At 58.3% G+C, this 16057-nt stretch carries 17 protein-coding genes; 14 read left to right on the top strand and 3 right to left on the bottom strand.

All coding sequences use genetic code 11. The annotated features are described in order from the left end of the window. The 8 genes from ACRY08_RS10670 (at position 1) to ACRY08_RS10635 (ending at position 5513) form a co-directional block, all read left to right on the top strand. Positions 1–483, top strand: a complete 483-nt coding sequence (locus ACRY08_RS10670) for a chemotaxis protein CheW (RefSeq protein WP_432449906.1) — start codon at positions 1–3, stop codon at positions 481–483. Further along, a complete protein-coding gene (locus tag ACRY08_RS10665; protein ID WP_432449905.1) occupies positions 480–1370 on the top strand; it encodes a CheR family methyltransferase in 891 nt (296 codons plus the stop codon). The genes ACRY08_RS10670 and ACRY08_RS10665 overlap by 4 nt, the downstream gene beginning before the upstream one ends. A gap of 3 nt (positions 1371–1373) precedes the next feature. After that, positions 1374–1760: a response regulator gene (locus ACRY08_RS10660; RefSeq protein ID WP_432449904.1), complete on the top strand. Its 387-nt coding sequence runs from the start codon at positions 1374–1376 to the stop codon at positions 1758–1760. After that, positions 1717–2163, top strand: a complete 447-nt coding sequence (locus ACRY08_RS10655) for a hypothetical protein (RefSeq protein WP_432449903.1) — start codon at positions 1717–1719, stop codon at positions 2161–2163. The genes ACRY08_RS10660 and ACRY08_RS10655 overlap by 44 nt, the downstream gene beginning before the upstream one ends. Before the next feature lie 381 nt (positions 2164–2544). Continuing rightward, the gene (locus ACRY08_RS10650) at positions 2545–3822 is read left to right on the top strand and encodes an NAD(P)/FAD-dependent oxidoreductase (RefSeq protein ID WP_432449902.1); all 1278 of its coding nucleotides are present in this window, start codon (positions 2545–2547) and stop codon (positions 3820–3822) included. 94 nt (positions 3823–3916) lie between these two features. Continuing rightward, positions 3917–4777 carry a glutathione-dependent disulfide-bond oxidoreductase gene (gene yghU, locus ACRY08_RS10645; RefSeq protein ID WP_432449901.1) on the top strand — a complete coding sequence of 287 codons (861 nt, stop codon included), beginning with the start codon at positions 3917–3919 and terminating at the stop codon, positions 4775–4777. Positions 4778–4991: 214 nt separating this feature from the next. Next, on the top strand, positions 4992–5141 hold the full coding sequence (locus ACRY08_RS10640) for a hypothetical protein (RefSeq protein ID WP_432449900.1): 150 nt from the start codon (positions 4992–4994) through the stop codon (positions 5139–5141). A 36-nt stretch (positions 5142–5177) separates the two neighbouring features. Then, entirely contained in the window at positions 5178–5513 is a 336-nt protein-coding gene (locus tag ACRY08_RS10635) for a TfoX/Sxy family protein (protein ID WP_432449899.1), read from the top strand. Between the two features lie 109 nt (positions 5514–5622). Here ACRY08_RS10635 and ndk read toward each other — a convergent pair whose 3' ends face one another. After that, the gene (ndk, locus tag ACRY08_RS10630) at positions 5623–6045 is read right to left on the bottom strand and encodes a nucleoside-diphosphate kinase (RefSeq protein ID WP_432449898.1); all 423 of its coding nucleotides are present in this window, start codon (positions 6043–6045) and stop codon (positions 5623–5625) included. A 133-nt stretch (positions 6046–6178) separates the two neighbouring features. Here ndk and ACRY08_RS10625 point away from each other — a divergent pair, with 133 nt between their 5' ends. From ACRY08_RS10625 to ACRY08_RS10615, 3 genes are all read left to right on the top strand, one after another. Beyond that, complete coding sequence (locus ACRY08_RS10625; protein ID WP_432449897.1) at positions 6179–8035, top strand: ABC-F family ATP-binding cassette domain-containing protein; 1857 nt, start codon at positions 6179–6181, stop codon at positions 8033–8035. A gap of 2 nt (positions 8036–8037) precedes the next feature. Continuing rightward, positions 8038–8661 carry a MarC family protein gene (locus ACRY08_RS10620; RefSeq protein ID WP_432449896.1) on the top strand — a complete coding sequence of 208 codons (624 nt, stop codon included), beginning with the start codon at positions 8038–8040 and terminating at the stop codon, positions 8659–8661. Positions 8662–8741: 80 nt separating this feature from the next. Further along, complete coding sequence (locus ACRY08_RS10615; protein WP_432449895.1) at positions 8742–9323, top strand: retropepsin-like aspartic protease family protein; 582 nt, start codon at positions 8742–8744, stop codon at positions 9321–9323. Positions 9324–9415: 92 nt separating this feature from the next. Here ACRY08_RS10615 and ACRY08_RS10610 read toward each other — a convergent pair whose 3' ends face one another. Continuing rightward, the gene (locus ACRY08_RS10610) at positions 9416–9946 is read right to left on the bottom strand and encodes a DNA polymerase III subunit chi (RefSeq protein WP_432449894.1); all 531 of its coding nucleotides are present in this window, start codon (positions 9944–9946) and stop codon (positions 9416–9418) included. A gap of 4 nt (positions 9947–9950) precedes the next feature. Further along, the gene (locus ACRY08_RS10605; protein ID WP_432449893.1) at positions 9951–11423 is read right to left on the bottom strand and encodes a leucyl aminopeptidase; all 1473 of its coding nucleotides are present in this window, start codon (positions 11421–11423) and stop codon (positions 9951–9953) included. 141 nt (positions 11424–11564) lie between these two features. Between ACRY08_RS10605 and lptF the strand changes: the two genes are divergently transcribed. The 3 genes from lptF to ACRY08_RS10590 are packed head-to-tail and all read left to right on the top strand — an operon-like array spanning position 11565 to position 15954. Beyond that, a complete protein-coding gene (gene lptF / locus ACRY08_RS10600) occupies positions 11565–12728 on the top strand; it encodes an LPS export ABC transporter permease LptF (protein WP_432449892.1) in 1164 nt (387 codons plus the stop codon). Next, a complete protein-coding gene (gene lptG, locus ACRY08_RS10595) occupies positions 12725–13822 on the top strand; it encodes an LPS export ABC transporter permease LptG (protein WP_432449891.1) in 1098 nt (365 codons plus the stop codon). The genes lptF and lptG overlap by 4 nt, the downstream gene beginning before the upstream one ends. Further along, entirely contained in the window at positions 13822–15954 is a 2133-nt protein-coding gene (locus ACRY08_RS10590) for an LPS-assembly protein LptD (protein WP_432449890.1), read from the top strand. Before lptG ends, ACRY08_RS10590 begins: the two co-directional genes overlap by 1 nt. The last annotated feature ends 103 nt before the right edge of the window (positions 15955–16057 follow it).

Raw genomic sequence — 16057 nt, 5'->3', positions numbered from 1 at the left:
ATGACAGAACAGACCAAAAACACAGAGAAACTCACGGACGAAACCGAACGCGAATTGCTGTCCTTTCTCGTCGGCGGGCAAGACTACTCTGTTGATATCATGAGCGTGCGCGAGATCAGAGGCGCTGCCAAAGCCACCCCCCTTCCCCGCTCGCCTGACTTTGTGCTGGGCGTGATCAACCTGCGCGGCACCGTGTTGCCCGTTATGGATCTGTCTCGCCGTCTGGGCATGGACCGTCAGGCAGAACTGGACCGAAATGTGATCATTGTGGTCGCCGTTGGTGACCAGACGGTTGGGCTTTTGGTCGATGCGGTCTCTGACATCCTGTCGATTGCCGAGGAAGACATGCAACCCCCTCCAGAACTGCGCGCCGATGCCGACCGGAGCTTCGTCTCTGCGCTGACAATTGATGACGATGGGCGCATGATCCGTGTCCTTGATTTGAATGCAGTCCTTCCCGAAGCAGGAGAGGAGGCCGCGTGACATTTGAAAGAGGCATAAATCCAGCGCGCGTCCAGCCGCAAACCCTTGACGACAAAACGTTCCAGAAGATCGCGGACATCGCCAAACGCGAAGCGGGATTGGAAATCTCGATGGGAAAAAAGTCGATGGTGCTGACGCGCCTCGCCCCATTGCTGCGCGCAAAGTCTCTTCGGACGTTCCAAGACTATATTTCGCTTGTGACCGCGCCAGATGGTGCGTCGGAGCTGAAACAAATGATCTCGGCCCTGACCACAAATGTTTCGCATTTTTTCCGAGAAGAACATCATTTTGATCACCTCGCCAAAGCCGTCGGCCCCAGGCTCAAACAACGCGCTGCACAGGGTGATCCTATTCGCATCTGGTCGGCTGGCTGCTCAAACGGCCAGGAACCATTGTCCATCGCCATCACCCTTGCCGAGATCGGGCTGACGGCGGACAACTCCGACACCAAAATTCTGGCAACGGACATCGACCAGAAGGTCATCCAATTTGCACGTCGGGCCACCTATCCCGCACAAATGACCAACGGTCTGGATGACACACGTCGAAACCGTTTCTTTGACGTAACCGAACAAGGCCTTCTGGCCTCAGCTGAATTGCGAAACATGATCTCCTACCGAGAGCTCAATCTGCTGCATACCTGGCCGATGAAAGCCCAGTTTGATGTCGTGTTTTGCAGAAATGTCGTGATCTATTTTGACGCCACAACCCAAAACACACTCTGGGGCAAGTTCGCAGGTGTCTTAAGAACCGGCGCAACCATGTACCTTGGGCATTCCGAACGACTTTCCGCTGACTATGCACACAAGTTTTCCACCTGTGGAACAACGAGTTACGAACGCGCGGCCGACGAGCATTCCCTGACATGTCAGGGTGAAAAGAGGTAAATAATGGCACTAAGAGATCAACTTCGAACCATCGTTGTGGACGACATGTCCACAAGCCGCGGCCTGATTACCCAAGCGCTCGAAGGGTACGGAATCCGCCAGATCGAAACCGCAGCTGACGGACAATCTGCCCTGCAAAAAATTGCACAATGGCCGGTACATCTTGTCATTTCTGACATGAACATGCCGGGGATGAATGGGCTACAACTTCTGCATGCATTGCGCAGCGCGCCTAAAACAAAGGGGGTTGGGTTTCTTCTGATCACGGGCAAAGCTGATCGCGAGATCATCGAATACGGCAAAAAACTTGGCATGAACAACTTCATCAAGAAACCGTTTGAGAAAGATGATTTACGCAAAGCGATTGAAGCTATTGTTGGCAGATTGTGAGGCCGTCGTGAAAAATGCGGCCACCGCACAACAAGTTGCGATTTCCGCAACTGACATCGCCACGCCGATCGCAAATGAACTAACTGAGCTTTCCATGTGCTGCTCTGAAATTCAGGAAACCCTGTCACGGGTTCTGGATCTGGTTCACCATCCTGAAGTCGAACGTGAATTCCATATCTTGCAAGACATTGACCGGATTCAACAAACTCTGACAGACCTCTCAGGCCTTATGATAGCACTGGCACCACATCTGTCAGACACGATTTGCGACCGCGAGCAGTTTATCGATCAAGTGAAGCTTCAAAGCCTCGCAAAAAAGCTATTTCCAAAGGCAACCGATGCGAATTGCGAGGCGCAGCCGCAAGCGAGTTCAAGTGAAAGCAGCCAAATAACTCTATTCTAGCACTCATGGTCATCTGCGTTGAACCTATGCAAGTATGAGATCTGACCGGAAATGGATGGTTTCAGAACGGTGAGTGACCAACAGAATTGTTCTCAAATCAATTGGGAGATTGCGACGTTGCTTCATGAACCGTGTGTGCAGCGCGAAAAAATGCGACCCCAATAGTGATCATCAAACTCGCAAAACTTCCGCCGTTGGATAGCGCCCGCCTGTTCCTCTTGGTCAAAAACACAACCAGTCGTGCCACTCATGGCGAATTCGCACCTGTCTTCCACGAGACATAGAACTCATCACCAGGACTGAAAAGACTGTCGCACGCGGTGAAATATGATATCGCAAAATGACGCAGGTGACGGCTGCGATGACGGCAAAAGGCGACGGATGATCGTGAAGAAAACTTGCAACCTCTGGCAGCAGACCTGTGCTGAGCAGGTGTCATTCTCTGCTCTGGAGCAGGATCTAGACGTGGAGCTGCTGGTGATCGGCGGCGGCTATACCGGGCTTTCAGCGGCGCTTCATGCGGCGCAATCGGGCGCGCGCGTGGCTTTGATAGAAGCAAAAACCATTGGCCATGGCGGGTCCGGGCGCAATGTCGGTCTGGTCAATGCCGGTCTGTGGTTGCCGCCCGAAGACATCACGGCAAAACTTGGGGCAGAAGCCGGGGCGCGGCTGTCTGCGCAACTCGCCTCGGCCCCGGATCTGGTCTTTGACCTGATCGCGGCACATGACATCTCGTGCGAGGCGACGCGCAGTGGCACGCTGCATTGTGCCCATTCCAAAAGAGGCATGCAGGCGCTGGAAAACCGGTTTCGTCAGGCCCGTGACATCGGCGCGCCGGTGGCGTTGTTGGACGCTGAAACTGCGCGCATACGCACCGGAACCACTGCCGTTCATGGGGCATTGTTTGACCCGCGCGCCGGTACAATTCAGCCCCTGGCATATGCAAAAGGGTTGGCGCGCGCCGCCGCTGCCGTGGGTGCCTTGCTATTTGAAAACAGCCCGGCGGTGGCGCTGGATGCGCAGGCTGACGGGTGGACCGTCACCACGCCCCAAGGGCGCATCCATGCAGGCAAACTGATTGTTGCGACCAACGCTTACGGCTTGCCGATCAAGGGGTTACACCCAGCTGACACCGTGCCGGTACATTTCTTTCAGGCCGCCACACCGCCCCTCCCACCGGAACTGGCGGGTCAGATTTTGCCCGGCGGTGAAGGATGCTGGGACACGGCGATGGTCATGTCTTCCTGGCGCAAAGATGCAGCCGGGCGGCTGGTGATCGGTGCCATGGGGCAACTGGACCACATGGCCAGCACCATTCATCGAGGCTGGCTTTCGCGCAAGTTGGCATCGCTGTTCCCTGCGCTGGCGGATCAGCCGCTGTCAGCGGGCTGGCACGGCCGCATTGCCATGACCGAAGAATACCTGCCCAAAACGCTGATGCTTGGTCCAAATGGCATGATGATGTTTGGCTATTCCGGGCGCGGAATCGGACCGGGCACGGCCTTTGGGCGCGGGATGGCAGAGGCACTTTTGTCAGGTAATTATGCGCTCATGCCGCGTTTGCCGGTGGATCACCATAAAATCCAACACGCAGGGCTGCGCGCCGCCTATTACGAGACCGGCGCGACCCTGACACATCTGGTAAAAGACCGCATTTAACGCAGCCGTGATGCCTGTGCCGCAGCGACCGGCTTGAATTCCGCCGCGCCGCGCCGCATGGTCCCCCAAGCAGATTCAGAAGGATGAGTTCACAATGGCTGACAGCTACACCCCGCCGAAAGTCTGGACTTGGGATGCCGAGAATGGCGGCGAATGGTCCAAGATCAACCGCCCGATCGCCGGCCCGACCCATGACGAAGATCTTCCCGTTGGACATCATCCGCTTCAGCTCTACTCCATGGGCACGCCCAACGGTCAGAAAGTGACCATTCTGCTGGAAGAACTGCTGGCCAAGGGCGTGCGCGATGCGGAATACAACGCGCATCTCATCCGTATTGGCGACGGCGAGCAATTCTCTTCGGGGTTTGTGGATGTGAACCCGAACTCGAAAATCCCTGCCCTGTTTGACAAAACCACTTGCGCGCGGGTTTTTGAAAGCGGCGCCATCCTGCTCTATCTTGCTGAGAAGTTTGGACATTTCCTGCCGAGTGACATCAACCATCGGACCGAGGTGATGAATTGGCTGTTCTGGCTGCAAGGATCTGCGCCCTATCTGGGCGGCGGTTTTGGCCATTTCTACGCCTATGCGCCCGAGAAATTCGAATATCCCATTGATCGCTTCACCATGGAGGTGAAACGCCAGCTGGACGTGTTGGATCGCGAGCTTGAGGAAACCGAATATCTGGGCGGCGAAGACTATACGATTGCTGATATCGTCACTTGGCCGTGGTATGGCAATCTTGTCTTGAATAATGCCTATGAAGCGGCAGAGTTCCTTGACGTGGAAAGCTATGAAAACGTGACCCGCTGGGCGCGCCAGATCGCGGAACGCCCCGCCGTGAAACGCGGCCGGATTGTGAACCGGACATGGGGCCCGCTGGAAGAACAGCTTCACGAACGGCACGACGCGTCAGATTTTGATCTGCGCACGCAAGACAAGCTGGAAAAAGCCTGAGGCACGACCCGTTTGTGTCCGGGGGCGAGAAACAGCTGGTGCAATACCCCTGTGACTCCCCCGACACATCCAACAGGCAATCGGCACCAAATGGCCCTTTTTCCTGCATCAATTTGGCAAAAGCTGTTGTTAACCTGTGAATATCGCAAGGCCCTGGGGTGGGAAGTCGAACACGTGCAATGACATGTACGGGCTTGAGTGCAGGAGCAGGGACATGGCAGATAAAGCCAATGAAAACAAAGTGAAAGCGAGCGAGCGGGACCGCCGCTACGTGCGCCGGGAAACACCGCCCAAACAGGATCGAACCCGTCGGGATGAAGAGGAAACACCGCGTGTGATCTTCACCGACTGGGCCTCTATCTGACTTTTCAGGCAGCATCTGGGCGCGTAAGATCGGGACATGACTGATCCCGTTTCGTCCATTCGCAACCTTGGCCCGGCCTCTGACAAGGCCTTCGCCAAAGCGGGCGTGCATACCGCTGATGCGTTGCGCGCGCTTGGCCCGGACGAAGCCTATCGCAGGTTGCTGGCCACGGGGGCGCGGCCACATTTCATCGGCTATTATGTGTTGGTCATGGGGTTGCAAGGGCGGCCATGGAATGACTGCAAAGGCGATGAGAAAAAGGCGCTTCGGGTGAAATTCGACGCATTGAAGGCCGAAGCGATGGCCAGCACGCCCCCCAAGGACCGGATCGAAGCGATTTTGGACGAGATCGGCATTCGCGAACGCTCCTAGCTCTCAGGCCGCGCCCGGCCTCCTCACGGTATTTCACAAGCAACACATGCATAAAAAAAACCGCCCGGAATGACCCGGACGGCTTTGATCATTGGCTTGGAAGCTGGGTTTAGCCAACCAGTTCCAGACCCGAGAAGAAGAATGCAATTTCTTCTGCTGCGGTTTCCGGTGCGTCCGAACCGTGCACCGAGTTTTCGCCGATCGACAGGGCGAACTCTTTACGGATGGTGCCTTCGGCAGCTTCGGCCGGGTTGGTGGCGCCCATGACTTCACGGTTTTTCGCGATGGCGTCTTCACCTTCCAGAACCTGAACAACGATCGGCTCGGAGATCATGAATTCACACAGTTCGCCAAAGAAGGGGCGTTCAGCGTGTACGCCATAGAACTGCTGGGCTTGTGCCAGAGTCAGTTGGATGCGCTTGGACGCCACGATGCGCAGACCAGCTTCTTCGAACTTGGCGGTGATCTGGCCGGTCAGGTTGCGTTTGGTGGCATCGGGTTTGATGATCGAGAAAGTGCGTTGAATGGCCATGATGGTCCCTTTTGCGTTTGTGGCATCAAGGCCCCTGCCCGGATGCGCGTGTGATTTGCCGCCCCCGTAGCATGAGCGGATCATTTTGAAAAGCCGCGATTGACGCCCCTGCAATGCTCAGGCACATGGGGTCATGCTTAAAATCTCTGACATCACTTATTCCATCTCTGGCCGCACCTTGGTCGAAAACGCCTCCGTGACCATTCCGACGGGCCACAAGGTGGGGCTTGTGGGGCGCAACGGCTCGGGCAAGACCACATTGTTCAAGGTCATTCGCGGTGAAATGGTGCTGGATACAGGCAGTGTTTCCCTGCCTAAGGGCTGGAAAATCGGTGGTGTCAGCCAGGAAGTGCCGGGCAACGAAGTGTCCCTGATCGACACGGTTCTGCGCGCGGATACCGAACGCGACGCGCTGATGAAAGAGGCGGAAACGGCCACCGACCCCACCCGCATCGCCGAGGTTCAGACCCGCCTGTCAGATATTGACGCGTGGTCGGCCGAGGCGCGGGCGGCCTCGATCCTGAAGGGTCTTGGCTTCACCCATGACGAACAGCAAATGCCGTGTTCCGCCTTTTCCGGCGGCTGGCGGATGCGTGTGGCGTTGGCGGCTGTGTTGTTTTCCGAGCCTGATCTTCTGCTGCTTGATGAGCCGACCAACTATCTGGATCTTGAGGGCGCGCTGTGGCTTGAGGCGTATTTGGTTAAGTATCCCCACACCGTGCTGATCGTTTCGCACGACCGCGAGCTTTTGAACCGCTCGGTCGGGGGCATTCTGCACCTCGAAGACAAGGGGTTGATTTACTACACGGGCACCTATGACATGTTCGCCAAACAACGCGCCCAGAAACGGGCTCTGTTGGCGTCAGCGGCCAAGAAACAAGATGCGCAGCGCGCGCATTTGCAGGCCTTTGTGGACCGTTTCAAGGCCAAGGCCTCCAAGGCGAAACAGGCGCAATCGCGCGTTAAAGCGCTGGAGCGTATGGAAACCATCCGCGCGCCCGAAGATGCAGCGCGCACCGTTTTCACCTTCCCGGCACCCGAAGAGCTGTCGCCACCCATCATCGCCACCGAAAAGGCGGCAGTGGGCTATGGCGAGACGATCATTCTGCGCAATCTGAACCTGCGCATCGACCAAGACGACCGCATCGCGCTGCTTGGGCGCAATGGCGAAGGGAAATCCACCCTGTCCAAACTCCTGTCAGGTCGTCTGGACCTGATGGAGGGCAATATGGTCTCGTCCTCGAAGCTGCGCATCGGCTTCTTTGCCCAGCATCAGGTGGACGAGCTCTACGTGGATGAAACGCCCCTGCAGCACCTGATGCGGGAACGCGCGTCCGAAGGGCAAGCCAAGCTGCGCGCGCGGCTCGCCAGTTTCGGGCTGGGGCCCGATCAGGCAGACACGGAGGTTGGGCGTCTGTCGGGCGGACAAAAGGCGCGCCTGTCGCTGCTTTTGGCTACTCTGCCTGCCCCGCATCTGCTGATCCTTGACGAACCGACCAACCATTTGGACATTGAAAGCCGCGAAGCGCTGGTGGATGCGCTGACTGCCTATAGCGGCGCGGTGATTTTGGTGAGCCACGATATGCATTTGCTGTCCATGGTGGCGGACCGTCTGTGGCTGGTGAAAAACGGGCATGTCGCACCTTATGAAGAAGACCTGCAAGCCTATCGCAAGATGCTTCTGTCCTCGGACGAAGATAAGAAACCAGCAAAGGTGAAGCCTGCCAAGCCCAAACCCAAACGGGCCGATCGCGATACGATCCTGGCGCTCAGGGCCGAGCTTCGCAAGGCTGAGGCGCGGGTTACAAAGCTGGAAGAAATGCGTGATAAGCTCGACGCCAAGTTGGCTGATCCCGAGCTTTACGAGCCTGAGCGCAAGGACGAGGTTGTGGTTTGGCAAAAGAAACATGCCGAAGTTCACGAAGCGCTCGATCGCGCCGAAGAACTCTGGCTGCGCGCCCAAGATAAACTTGAAAAGGCAGAGGGTTAGACGTGGAACTTGATCTGTTTATTCCGGCGTTCGTCACGCTGTTTGTGGTGATGGACCCGATCGGAATTTCGCCTTTGTTCATGGCGCTGACACAAGGCATGAGCAAGGCCAAACGACGTGGGGTGGCGATCCGCGCCTGTGCCATCGCAGGCGTGTTGCTGACGCTTTTTGCTTTCCTTGGCGAAGGCGTGTTGAACTTCCTTGGCATCTCCATGCCCGCCTTCCGCATTGCTGGCGGCATTCTGCTGTTGCTGACCGCGCTGGATATGCTGTTTGAACGGCGCACCCAGAGGCGCAAAGACCAGTCGGAAGAGGCCGAGAATGACGACGACCCGTCGGTCTTTCCGCTGGCCATGCCGCTGATTGCCGGGCCGGGGTCAATTGCCACGGTGATCCTGTTGGCCGGTCAGGGCGAAGGGCTGGAAGGGGTCGGCCTGGCCCTTGTCGTGATGGCGCTGGTTCTGTTGATCGCCTTTGTTCTGTTCAACGCAGCCTCGCTTTTGGAACGGCTTTTGCGTGAAACCGGCATCAAGGTTGTCACGCGGCTTTTGGGCATGTTGCTGGCCGCATTGGCGGTTCAATTTGTGCTGGAAGGCCTGCGCGATTTCGGCCTGATGGGCGGATAACCCTGTTTCTTTTCAGGTAAGCACCGGGCGCGGCGCCCTGCCCCGGTGACATTGGCCCGCGCAGTTCCTATATGAGTGCCATGACCGGAGATGATATTGCCCGCATTGGATATCTGGCCCTGCTTTTGGTGGCGGTGGGCGGATATTTTGTGACCGAAAGCCGCGCGAACCTTGGCCAGAACCTGCGAAACGCCTTGATCTGGTGTCTGATTTTTGTGGGCGTTCTGGCGGGTCTTGGATTGTGGAACGACATTCGTGATGACGTGATGCCGCGCCAAAGCCTGGTTCAGGACACCGGTGAAATCGTATTACCGCGATCTTATGACGGGCATTTCTATGCCACGCTGCGCCTGAACGGTGAACCGGTGGAGTTTATCGTGGACACGGGCGCCTCGAACATCGTGCTGACGAAAGAAGACGCAGCGCGGGCGGGCGTGGAGATGGAGGCCCTGCGCTTCTTCGGTCGCGCCATGAGCGCCAATGGGACCGTACGCACCGCCCCGGCGACTTTGGCGCGGGTCGAGCTGCTTGGCGTGATGGATTACGGCGTCGAGGTCTGGGTGAATGAAGGCGAAATGCCGCGCTCACTTTTGGGCAATGACTACCTGCAGCGCTTTGAAAAGATTGAAATTCGCCGCGATCAGCTTGTCTTGACCCGGTAAGTCTGAACCATAGCATCCCCAATTGGGATGTAAGGGGCAAACCATCCAAACAATCATGCGCGCGCGCGCCGCAGGCGCGAATGATCCCCCGATCATTCTTCTTTGTCAGAGGCTTCTGCGCTGGCTTTCATTTCCCAGGGGCCATTTTCCTGGCTCCAGTATTTGGCGGTCACTCCGGCCGCGACCACCTCTTTCCATTGCACGCGGGCTGCGGCCACGGCATCGGGGTCGTTGCCATCAAATACCACGCTGACGCGGGTCAGTTGGCGCATTTCCTCAGGTGTTACCTCTGCCCCGCCGATGGCAATCAGCGCATTTGCGTCATTGGGCATTTCCGCCCCCGTGGTCAACAACACAGGTTGGCGCGCATCATGCTCTCCGCCCGCCTGACCATGCGGCAAAAACCCATCCTCGGGGCGAAGCCACAGCTGTTCATCCAGCCATTCCAGCTGACGCGCATCCCGCCCGCGCAGACAGATCCGCCACCCCTGCGCAAGGCTGCGATCCAGCAGCATTGGCAGGGTCGCCTCCAGAGGCGCGCGGGTGAGGTGATAGAAAAACACCTCGCCCTGCGGGCCTGACTGATTGGGGCCGGTTGCGGTGGGGCCAGTCAAGCCAGTCACGCGATCAGGCCTCGAACATATCCGAAACCATGCGGTTCAACGCCAAAACGCCCCAACCCGTCGCGCCTTTCGGCGCCAGCGGGCTGTCAGAGGCCAATTGTGCAGTACCGGCGATATCCAGATGAATCCACGGCTGGCCCTCGTTCACGAAACGGCCAAGAAACTGTGCCGCGGTGATCGACCCGGCAGCACGCCCCCCAACATTCTTGATGTCGGCCTTATGCGACTTGATCAGCTTGTCATAGCCCGGCCCCATCGGCATGCGCCACGCGCCTTCACCCTCGGCTTGGGCGGCTTTCAGGAACCCGTTGCACAGCGTGTCGTCATTCGAGAACACGCCCGCATTGTCATGACCCAGCCCAATGATGATCGCGCCGGTCAGCGTGGCCAGATCAATCATGCCCGCGGGTTTGTATTCCTCTTGCGCGTACCACATGACGTCACAGAGCACCAAGCGGCCCTCGGCGTCTGTGTTGATCACCTCGATCGTGTCGCCTTTCATCGAGGTCACGATGTCGCCGGGACGCTGCGCACGGCCGTCCGGCATGTTTTCAACAAGCCCCACAAGGCCCACAACATTGGCCTTGGCGCCACGCAGCGCGATGGTTTTCATGGCGCCGGCCACGGTGCCTGCGCCGCCCATATCCATAGTCATGTCTTCCATGCCAAGGCCCGGCTTCAGGCTGATCCCGCCGGTGTCAAAGACCACGCCTTTGCCCACAAGCGCCAAGGGGGCCGCATCGGCTTCGCCCTTCATCCACTCCATCACCACCACTTTCGAGGGGGCCTCGGACCCTTGCCCCACGCCCAGAAGCGCGCGCATGCCCAGCTTTTCCAGCTCGGGTTCATCAAGCACTTTGACCGTCACGCCCAGCTTTTCCAAATCCACAAGGCGGTCGGCAAACTCGCTGGTGGTCAGCACATTGGCGGGCTCGTTGACCAGATCACGGGTGAAAAACACCCCCTCGACCAAGGCTTTGATGCTGGCGGTTGCGTCTTCGAACAATTCGGGTTTTGACACCATCAGCGCAAGGCTGCCGCCCTTTGGCGCGTCATCATTCGTCTGGTGATCATCGAAGGCATAGGCGCGCAGGCTGGCGCCAAGGGCCAGTTCTTCTGCACGTTTCAGCGTGCCCGCCAGAACCAAAACATCTTTTCCCAACAAGGATTTGCCAATCACGCCACCAGCCATGCGCACCTTCGGCGCCTGTGCGCGGGGCGACAGGCGCACCACCTGCACGGCCTCTGCCGCCATGCCGGTCGGGAAGGCCAGCTCATGTGCCTCGCCCTCTTTCATCTTCTCAAAAGTCTCGCTGTCGGCAAAGCGCGCCAACGCGCCGCGCATCAGTTTGTTCACCCGGCGCGCGCCCGGATGCAGCTTGCCCGGCTCAGACAGGATCACCACAACGCGCCCCTCATGTGTGCCAATGGCATCCAGATCGACGGCGGTGAAAACGGGAAGTATCGGGGTGGTCATGATCCATCCTTTCGGAGAAATTTCAGGCAGGTTTCTGCCATTCGTAACCCCGCCCGGCACCTTTGACCAGATAGCAGTTTTCCCCGCCCCTAGGATGCATTAGAAACGACGCAACAAGATATGGGGTTACAAGAGGGTAGTTTGGCCAGATTCGACCGCTATATGCTGTCTCAGCTTGTGCTGCTTTTCGGCTTCTACGGGCTGGTGCTGGTTTTGCTCTTTTGGGTGAACCGGGCGGTCAGGCTGTTTGACCAGCTGATTGCCAATGGCCAGACTGCGCTTGTCTTCCTGGAGTTCTCGGCGATGATCCTGCCCGGTGTGATCGTGTTCATCGTGCCCATCGCCTCTTTTGCGGCGGCGGTATCAGTGACCAACCGGCTAAACTCGGAAAGCGAACTTGTGGTCGCGCAGGCTGCCGGATTTGGCCCCTTCCGTCTGGCCCGCCCGGTTTTGGTGTTTGGGCTTCTGACCGCGCTTTTCATGCTGATTCTCACCCATATCCTTGTGCCAATGAGCCAGCTTAGATTTGCAGAACGTCAGGCTGAAATCGCCGAAAACATCACCGCGCGCTTTCTGACCGAGGGCAGTTTCGTACACCCCGCCGAGGGCATATCGCTCTATATTCGCAAGATCAGCCCGCAGGGTGAGCTTTTCGATATTTTCATTTCAGATGAAAGAGATAGCGATCAAAGCTACACCTATACCGCGCGCCGCGCCCTGATTGTGAAAACCGAACAAGGCCCGCGTCTGGTCATGTTTGACGGGCTGGCGCAGGTGATCGACAAGGACACCGCCCGCCTGTCGACCACGGGGTTCGAGGACTTCACCTACGACATTTCCGCCCTGATCAAGGGCGCCGGCGCCGGTGCGCGTGACGTCAACCAGATCTACACAGCAGAGCTTTTGTCCCCGACCAAACAGACAATGGAAGAAACCGGCCTCTCCGCCGCCGCCCTGCGCGCCGAGGGTCATTTCAGAAACGCTCAGGCGCTCTATTCCGTCGTGACCGCGATGACCGGGTTTTCCATGCTGATCGTGGCAGGCTTCAGCCGGTTTGGGTTGTGGCGGCAGGTTGTGATTGCCCTGGGCGCGGTTGCGCTTTTGCAAAGCTTTGACAACACGATGCTGGATATGGCGCGGCGCAGCCCGTCGGCGCTTTGGCTGGTATATCTGGCCACCATGGTCGGCGCCGGGCTGAATATCGCGGTGCTGTACAGGTCCTCGAAACCGGGCATACGCGACATGCTCAGGCGGCAACGCACGCTGCGTGAACAGGCGCGCGCGCTGGCGGAGGCACAGGCATGAAGCTGCACCTCTATATCGCACGCCGGTTTTTGCGCACCTTCCTGATGATGCTGATCGTGCTCGCGGTGATCTTCGTGCTTCTGGACATGGTCGAAAGCATGCGCCGCTTTGACACGGCATCGGTCGGGTTCACCAATGTGCTGGGCCTGACGCTTCTGAACGCGCCGGTCTGGATGTATCGCATCCTGCCGCTGATCGTCATTCTTGCCACGCTGGGATTGTTTCTTGGGCTGGCAAGATCGTCCGAGATGGTGGTCACGCGGGCCGCAGGGCGATCCGCTTTGGTGACCCTTGCGGCCCCCACCCTAACGGTTTTCCTGTTTGGCTTGCTGGCTGTCGCCGTGGGCAACCCGATTGCGGCAGCCACCTCGAAGAAATACGAGCGCATTTCGCAGGCCTATCAAGGTGAAGGCAGCTCGGTCCTGTCAATCTCGACCGAAGGGGTCTGGCTCAGACAGGGCAATGAGGACGGCCAGACGGTGATCCGTGCGGCCCAATCAAACCTTGAAGGCACCGAACTTTACGACGTCACTTTCTTTGCTTTCGCCCCCGATGGCCCGCCCACGATGCGGATCAAAGCGGCTTCGGCCCGGCTGGAACCGGGGCGTTGGGTGCTTTTGGCGGCCAAGGTCTGGGATCTGGCGCATTCCGACAATCCCGAGACCTCCTCGATTGAATATCCGATGTTCTGGCTTGCCTCGAACCTGACGCAGGATCAGATACGCGACAGTTTTGGCAAGCCCAGCTCGATCTCGATCTGGGATTTGCCGGGCTTTATTCGCCAACTGGAGGCCGCCGGGTTTTCAGCCCGCGCCCATCGCGTTTGGTTCCATATGGAGCTTGCCATGCCGGTCTTTCTGGTCGCAATGGTGCTGATCGGCGCCGGGTTCACCATGCGCCACACACGGTTTGGGCGCACGGGCATCATGGTGCTGTTTGCCCTGTTGATGGGGTTTGGCATCTATTTCATTCGAAACTTCGCACAGATTCTGGGTGAAAACGGACAAATACCCGTGCTATTGGCCGCCTGGGCGCCGCCCATAGCCGCGATCCTGATGCCGATTGGCATCTTACTACATCTGGAGGATGGCTGATGGGCCTGTCCCGCCATATCCGCGCCGCCGCGCTGACACTTGCCGGGATTTTGTCCGGCAGCGCCCTGCCCGCCTTTGCCGGGCAAGCCAGCCTTGTGGCCGATCAGGTGCGCGTTGTGGGCAATGGAGGGTTGGAGGCCACCGGCAATGTGGTCGTGCATTATGACGGCACACGCCTGACTGCAGGCGGTGTGCGCTATGACAAGGCCAGTGACAGTCTGAGCCTGACCGGTCCAATCACCATCACACGGCCCGATGGCACGGTGCTTGTGGCCCAGGCGGCAGAGCTGTCGTCAGACCTGCGCAACGGCATCCTGAAATCCGCCCGGTTTGTTCTGGATGAACAGCTGCAAATCGCCGCCGCACAGATCAATCGCGTGAATGACCGCTACACGCAGATGTCGCGGGTGGTCGCGTCGTCTTGTCAGGTGTGTAAGAAAAGCCCTGTGCCGCTGTGGCAGATCCGCGCCGATCGCGTGGTGCATGACCAAGAAGAACGGCAACTTTATTTTCACGGGGCGCAATTGCGCGTGGCCGATGTGCCGGTCTTCTACCTGCCCCGCCTGCGCATTCCCGACCCCAGTCTGACCCGGGCAACCGGGTTTCTGGCGCCGAAAATCCGCACCAGCACCACATTGGGCATCGGCATTCTCAGCCCGTTCTTTCTGAGGCTTGGGGATCACGCCGACCTGACGATCTCGCCGTTTCTGGCGGCCAATAGCACCACATTGGAGCTGCGCTATCGGCAGGCCTTCCGCACAGGCCGGATCGAGTTCAACGGTGCTTTGAGCCGCGACAATATCATCGCGGATACAACGCGGTTTTACGTGTTTGGCGAAGGCGAATTTGACCTGCCACGCGGGTTCAAACTGAGCTTCGGCCTGCAAGAAACCTCGGATCCGGGCTATTTGCTTGATTATGGCTATTCTGAACAGGACAGGCTGCGCAATGCGATCGAGGTGATGCGGGCGCGGCGTGACGAGTTCATCTTTGCCGGGATCACACGCTATGACACGCTGCGCGCGTCAGAAATTCCGATTTCTGATCAATTGCCATTTGCCCAGATCGACGCCTTCTATGAACGGCGCTTTTTCCCGAATTGGGGCTTGGGCGGAGAGATACGGGCGAATTTGAACTGGCAGGCGCATTTCCGCGAAAGTGATCAGGACATTCTGGGGCGCGACATGGCCCGTCTTGGCGCTGGCCTATCGTGGCGGCGTGACTGGATGGGACCGGCGGGCATTCTGATCGAGGCCAAGGCGGCGCTGGATGCCAACGTTTATGCGATTGAACAAGACAGCCGCTATCAAAGCGAGCAGAGCTTCGCCACACCTTCGGCCGGTGTCACCCTGCGCTGGCCGCTGACACGGGTTGCCAGAAACGGGGCCATTGATGTGTTGGAGCCTGTGGCGCAGATCGCCTGGTCTGAACAGGTCGGCGCGGATATTCCCAATGAAGACAGTGTCTTTGTCGAGTTTGACGAGGCCAACCTCTTGGATCTCAGCCGCTTTCCCGGCGCAGACCGGCAAGAAGACGGATGGCGCGCAGCGCTTGGTCTGGGATGGACCCGGCACACGCCATCGGGTTGGGCCATCAGCTTGGCAGCCGGCCGGGTGTTTCGTGAACAGGATTTTGGGCAATTCAGCACAGCCTCTGGCCTGTCTGGCACCGCATCCGACTGGCTTGTCGGCGCACATGTGAACCTTGGGGGGCGCTTTGCCATGCAGGGGCGCGCTTTGTTCAACGACGATTTCGACATGACCAAATCCGAAACCCGCGCCGCCTATTTGAGCGACCAGATCGAGCTGGGTGCGGCACATGTCTGGGTGATCGAAGATCTGGGCGAAGGCCGCCCCGACCCCACGCATGAGCTGCGTCTGGATGGCGCCTATCAGATCAGTGATTTCTGGCGCGTTTCGATGGATGGCAGCTTTGATCTGGAAGCCAACGCCGCCACGCGCGCCGGATTGGGCATCAGATATCAAAATGAATGTGTCTCGGTTGATCTTTCCCTCTCGCGTCGTTTCACATCCTCCATTAATGTGACCCCGACAACGGATTTCGGCTTCAGGGTCGAGCTTCCGGGCTTTGGCGGCGCCAGGGGTAAAACGGCCCATAGATGTGGCGGGTAAATATGGCGCGCAAAGGCACGGGACAGATGATGAAGACAGGTAGCGACAGGCGGGAACAGACGGGCCTACAAACCGTTCCGACCGCAGATAATTTCACAGGCGA

It is taken from the genome of Aliiroseovarius marinus (assembly GCF_050881025.1).
GTDB classification, from domain to species: Bacteria; Pseudomonadota; Alphaproteobacteria; order Rhodobacterales; family Rhodobacteraceae; genus Aliiroseovarius; species Aliiroseovarius marinus_A.
This window is presented reverse-complemented; position numbering and strand designations above follow the sequence as displayed.

Bases quoted from the DNA above. Each gene is read 5' to 3' on its own strand.
- ACRY08_RS10670 (WP_432449906.1), top strand. From the start codon at position 1: ATGACAGAACAGACCAAAAACACAGAGAAACTCACGGACGAAACCGAA.
- ACRY08_RS10660 (WP_432449904.1), top strand. From the start codon at position 1,374: ATGGCACTAAGAGATCAACTTCGAACCATCGTTGTGGACGACATGTCC.
- ACRY08_RS10655 (WP_432449903.1), top strand. From the start codon at position 1,717: ATGATTTACGCAAAGCGATTGAAGCTATTGTTGGCAGATTGTGAGGCC.
- ACRY08_RS10650 (WP_432449902.1), top strand. From the start codon at position 2,545: ATGATCGTGAAGAAAACTTGCAACCTCTGGCAGCAGACCTGTGCTGAG.
- yghU (WP_432449901.1), top strand. From the start codon at position 3,917: ATGGCTGACAGCTACACCCCGCCGAAAGTCTGGACTTGGGATGCCGAG.
- ACRY08_RS10640 (WP_432449900.1), top strand. From the start codon at position 4,992: ATGGCAGATAAAGCCAATGAAAACAAAGTGAAAGCGAGCGAGCGGGAC.
- ACRY08_RS10635 (WP_432449899.1), top strand. From the start codon at position 5,178: ATGACTGATCCCGTTTCGTCCATTCGCAACCTTGGCCCGGCCTCTGAC.
- ndk (WP_432449898.1), bottom strand. From the start codon at position 6,045: ATGGCCATTCAACGCACTTTCTCGATCATCAAACCCGATGCCACCAAA.
- ACRY08_RS10625 (WP_432449897.1), top strand. From the start codon at position 6,179: ATGCTTAAAATCTCTGACATCACTTATTCCATCTCTGGCCGCACCTTG.
- ACRY08_RS10615 (WP_432449895.1), top strand. From the start codon at position 8,742: ATGACCGGAGATGATATTGCCCGCATTGGATATCTGGCCCTGCTTTTG.
- ACRY08_RS10605 (WP_432449893.1), bottom strand. From the start codon at position 11,423: ATGACCACCCCGATACTTCCCGTTTTCACCGCCGTCGATCTGGATGCC.
- lptG (WP_432449891.1), top strand. From the start codon at position 12,725: ATGAAGCTGCACCTCTATATCGCACGCCGGTTTTTGCGCACCTTCCTG.
- ACRY08_RS10590 (WP_432449890.1), top strand. From the start codon at position 13,822: ATGGGCCTGTCCCGCCATATCCGCGCCGCCGCGCTGACACTTGCCGGG.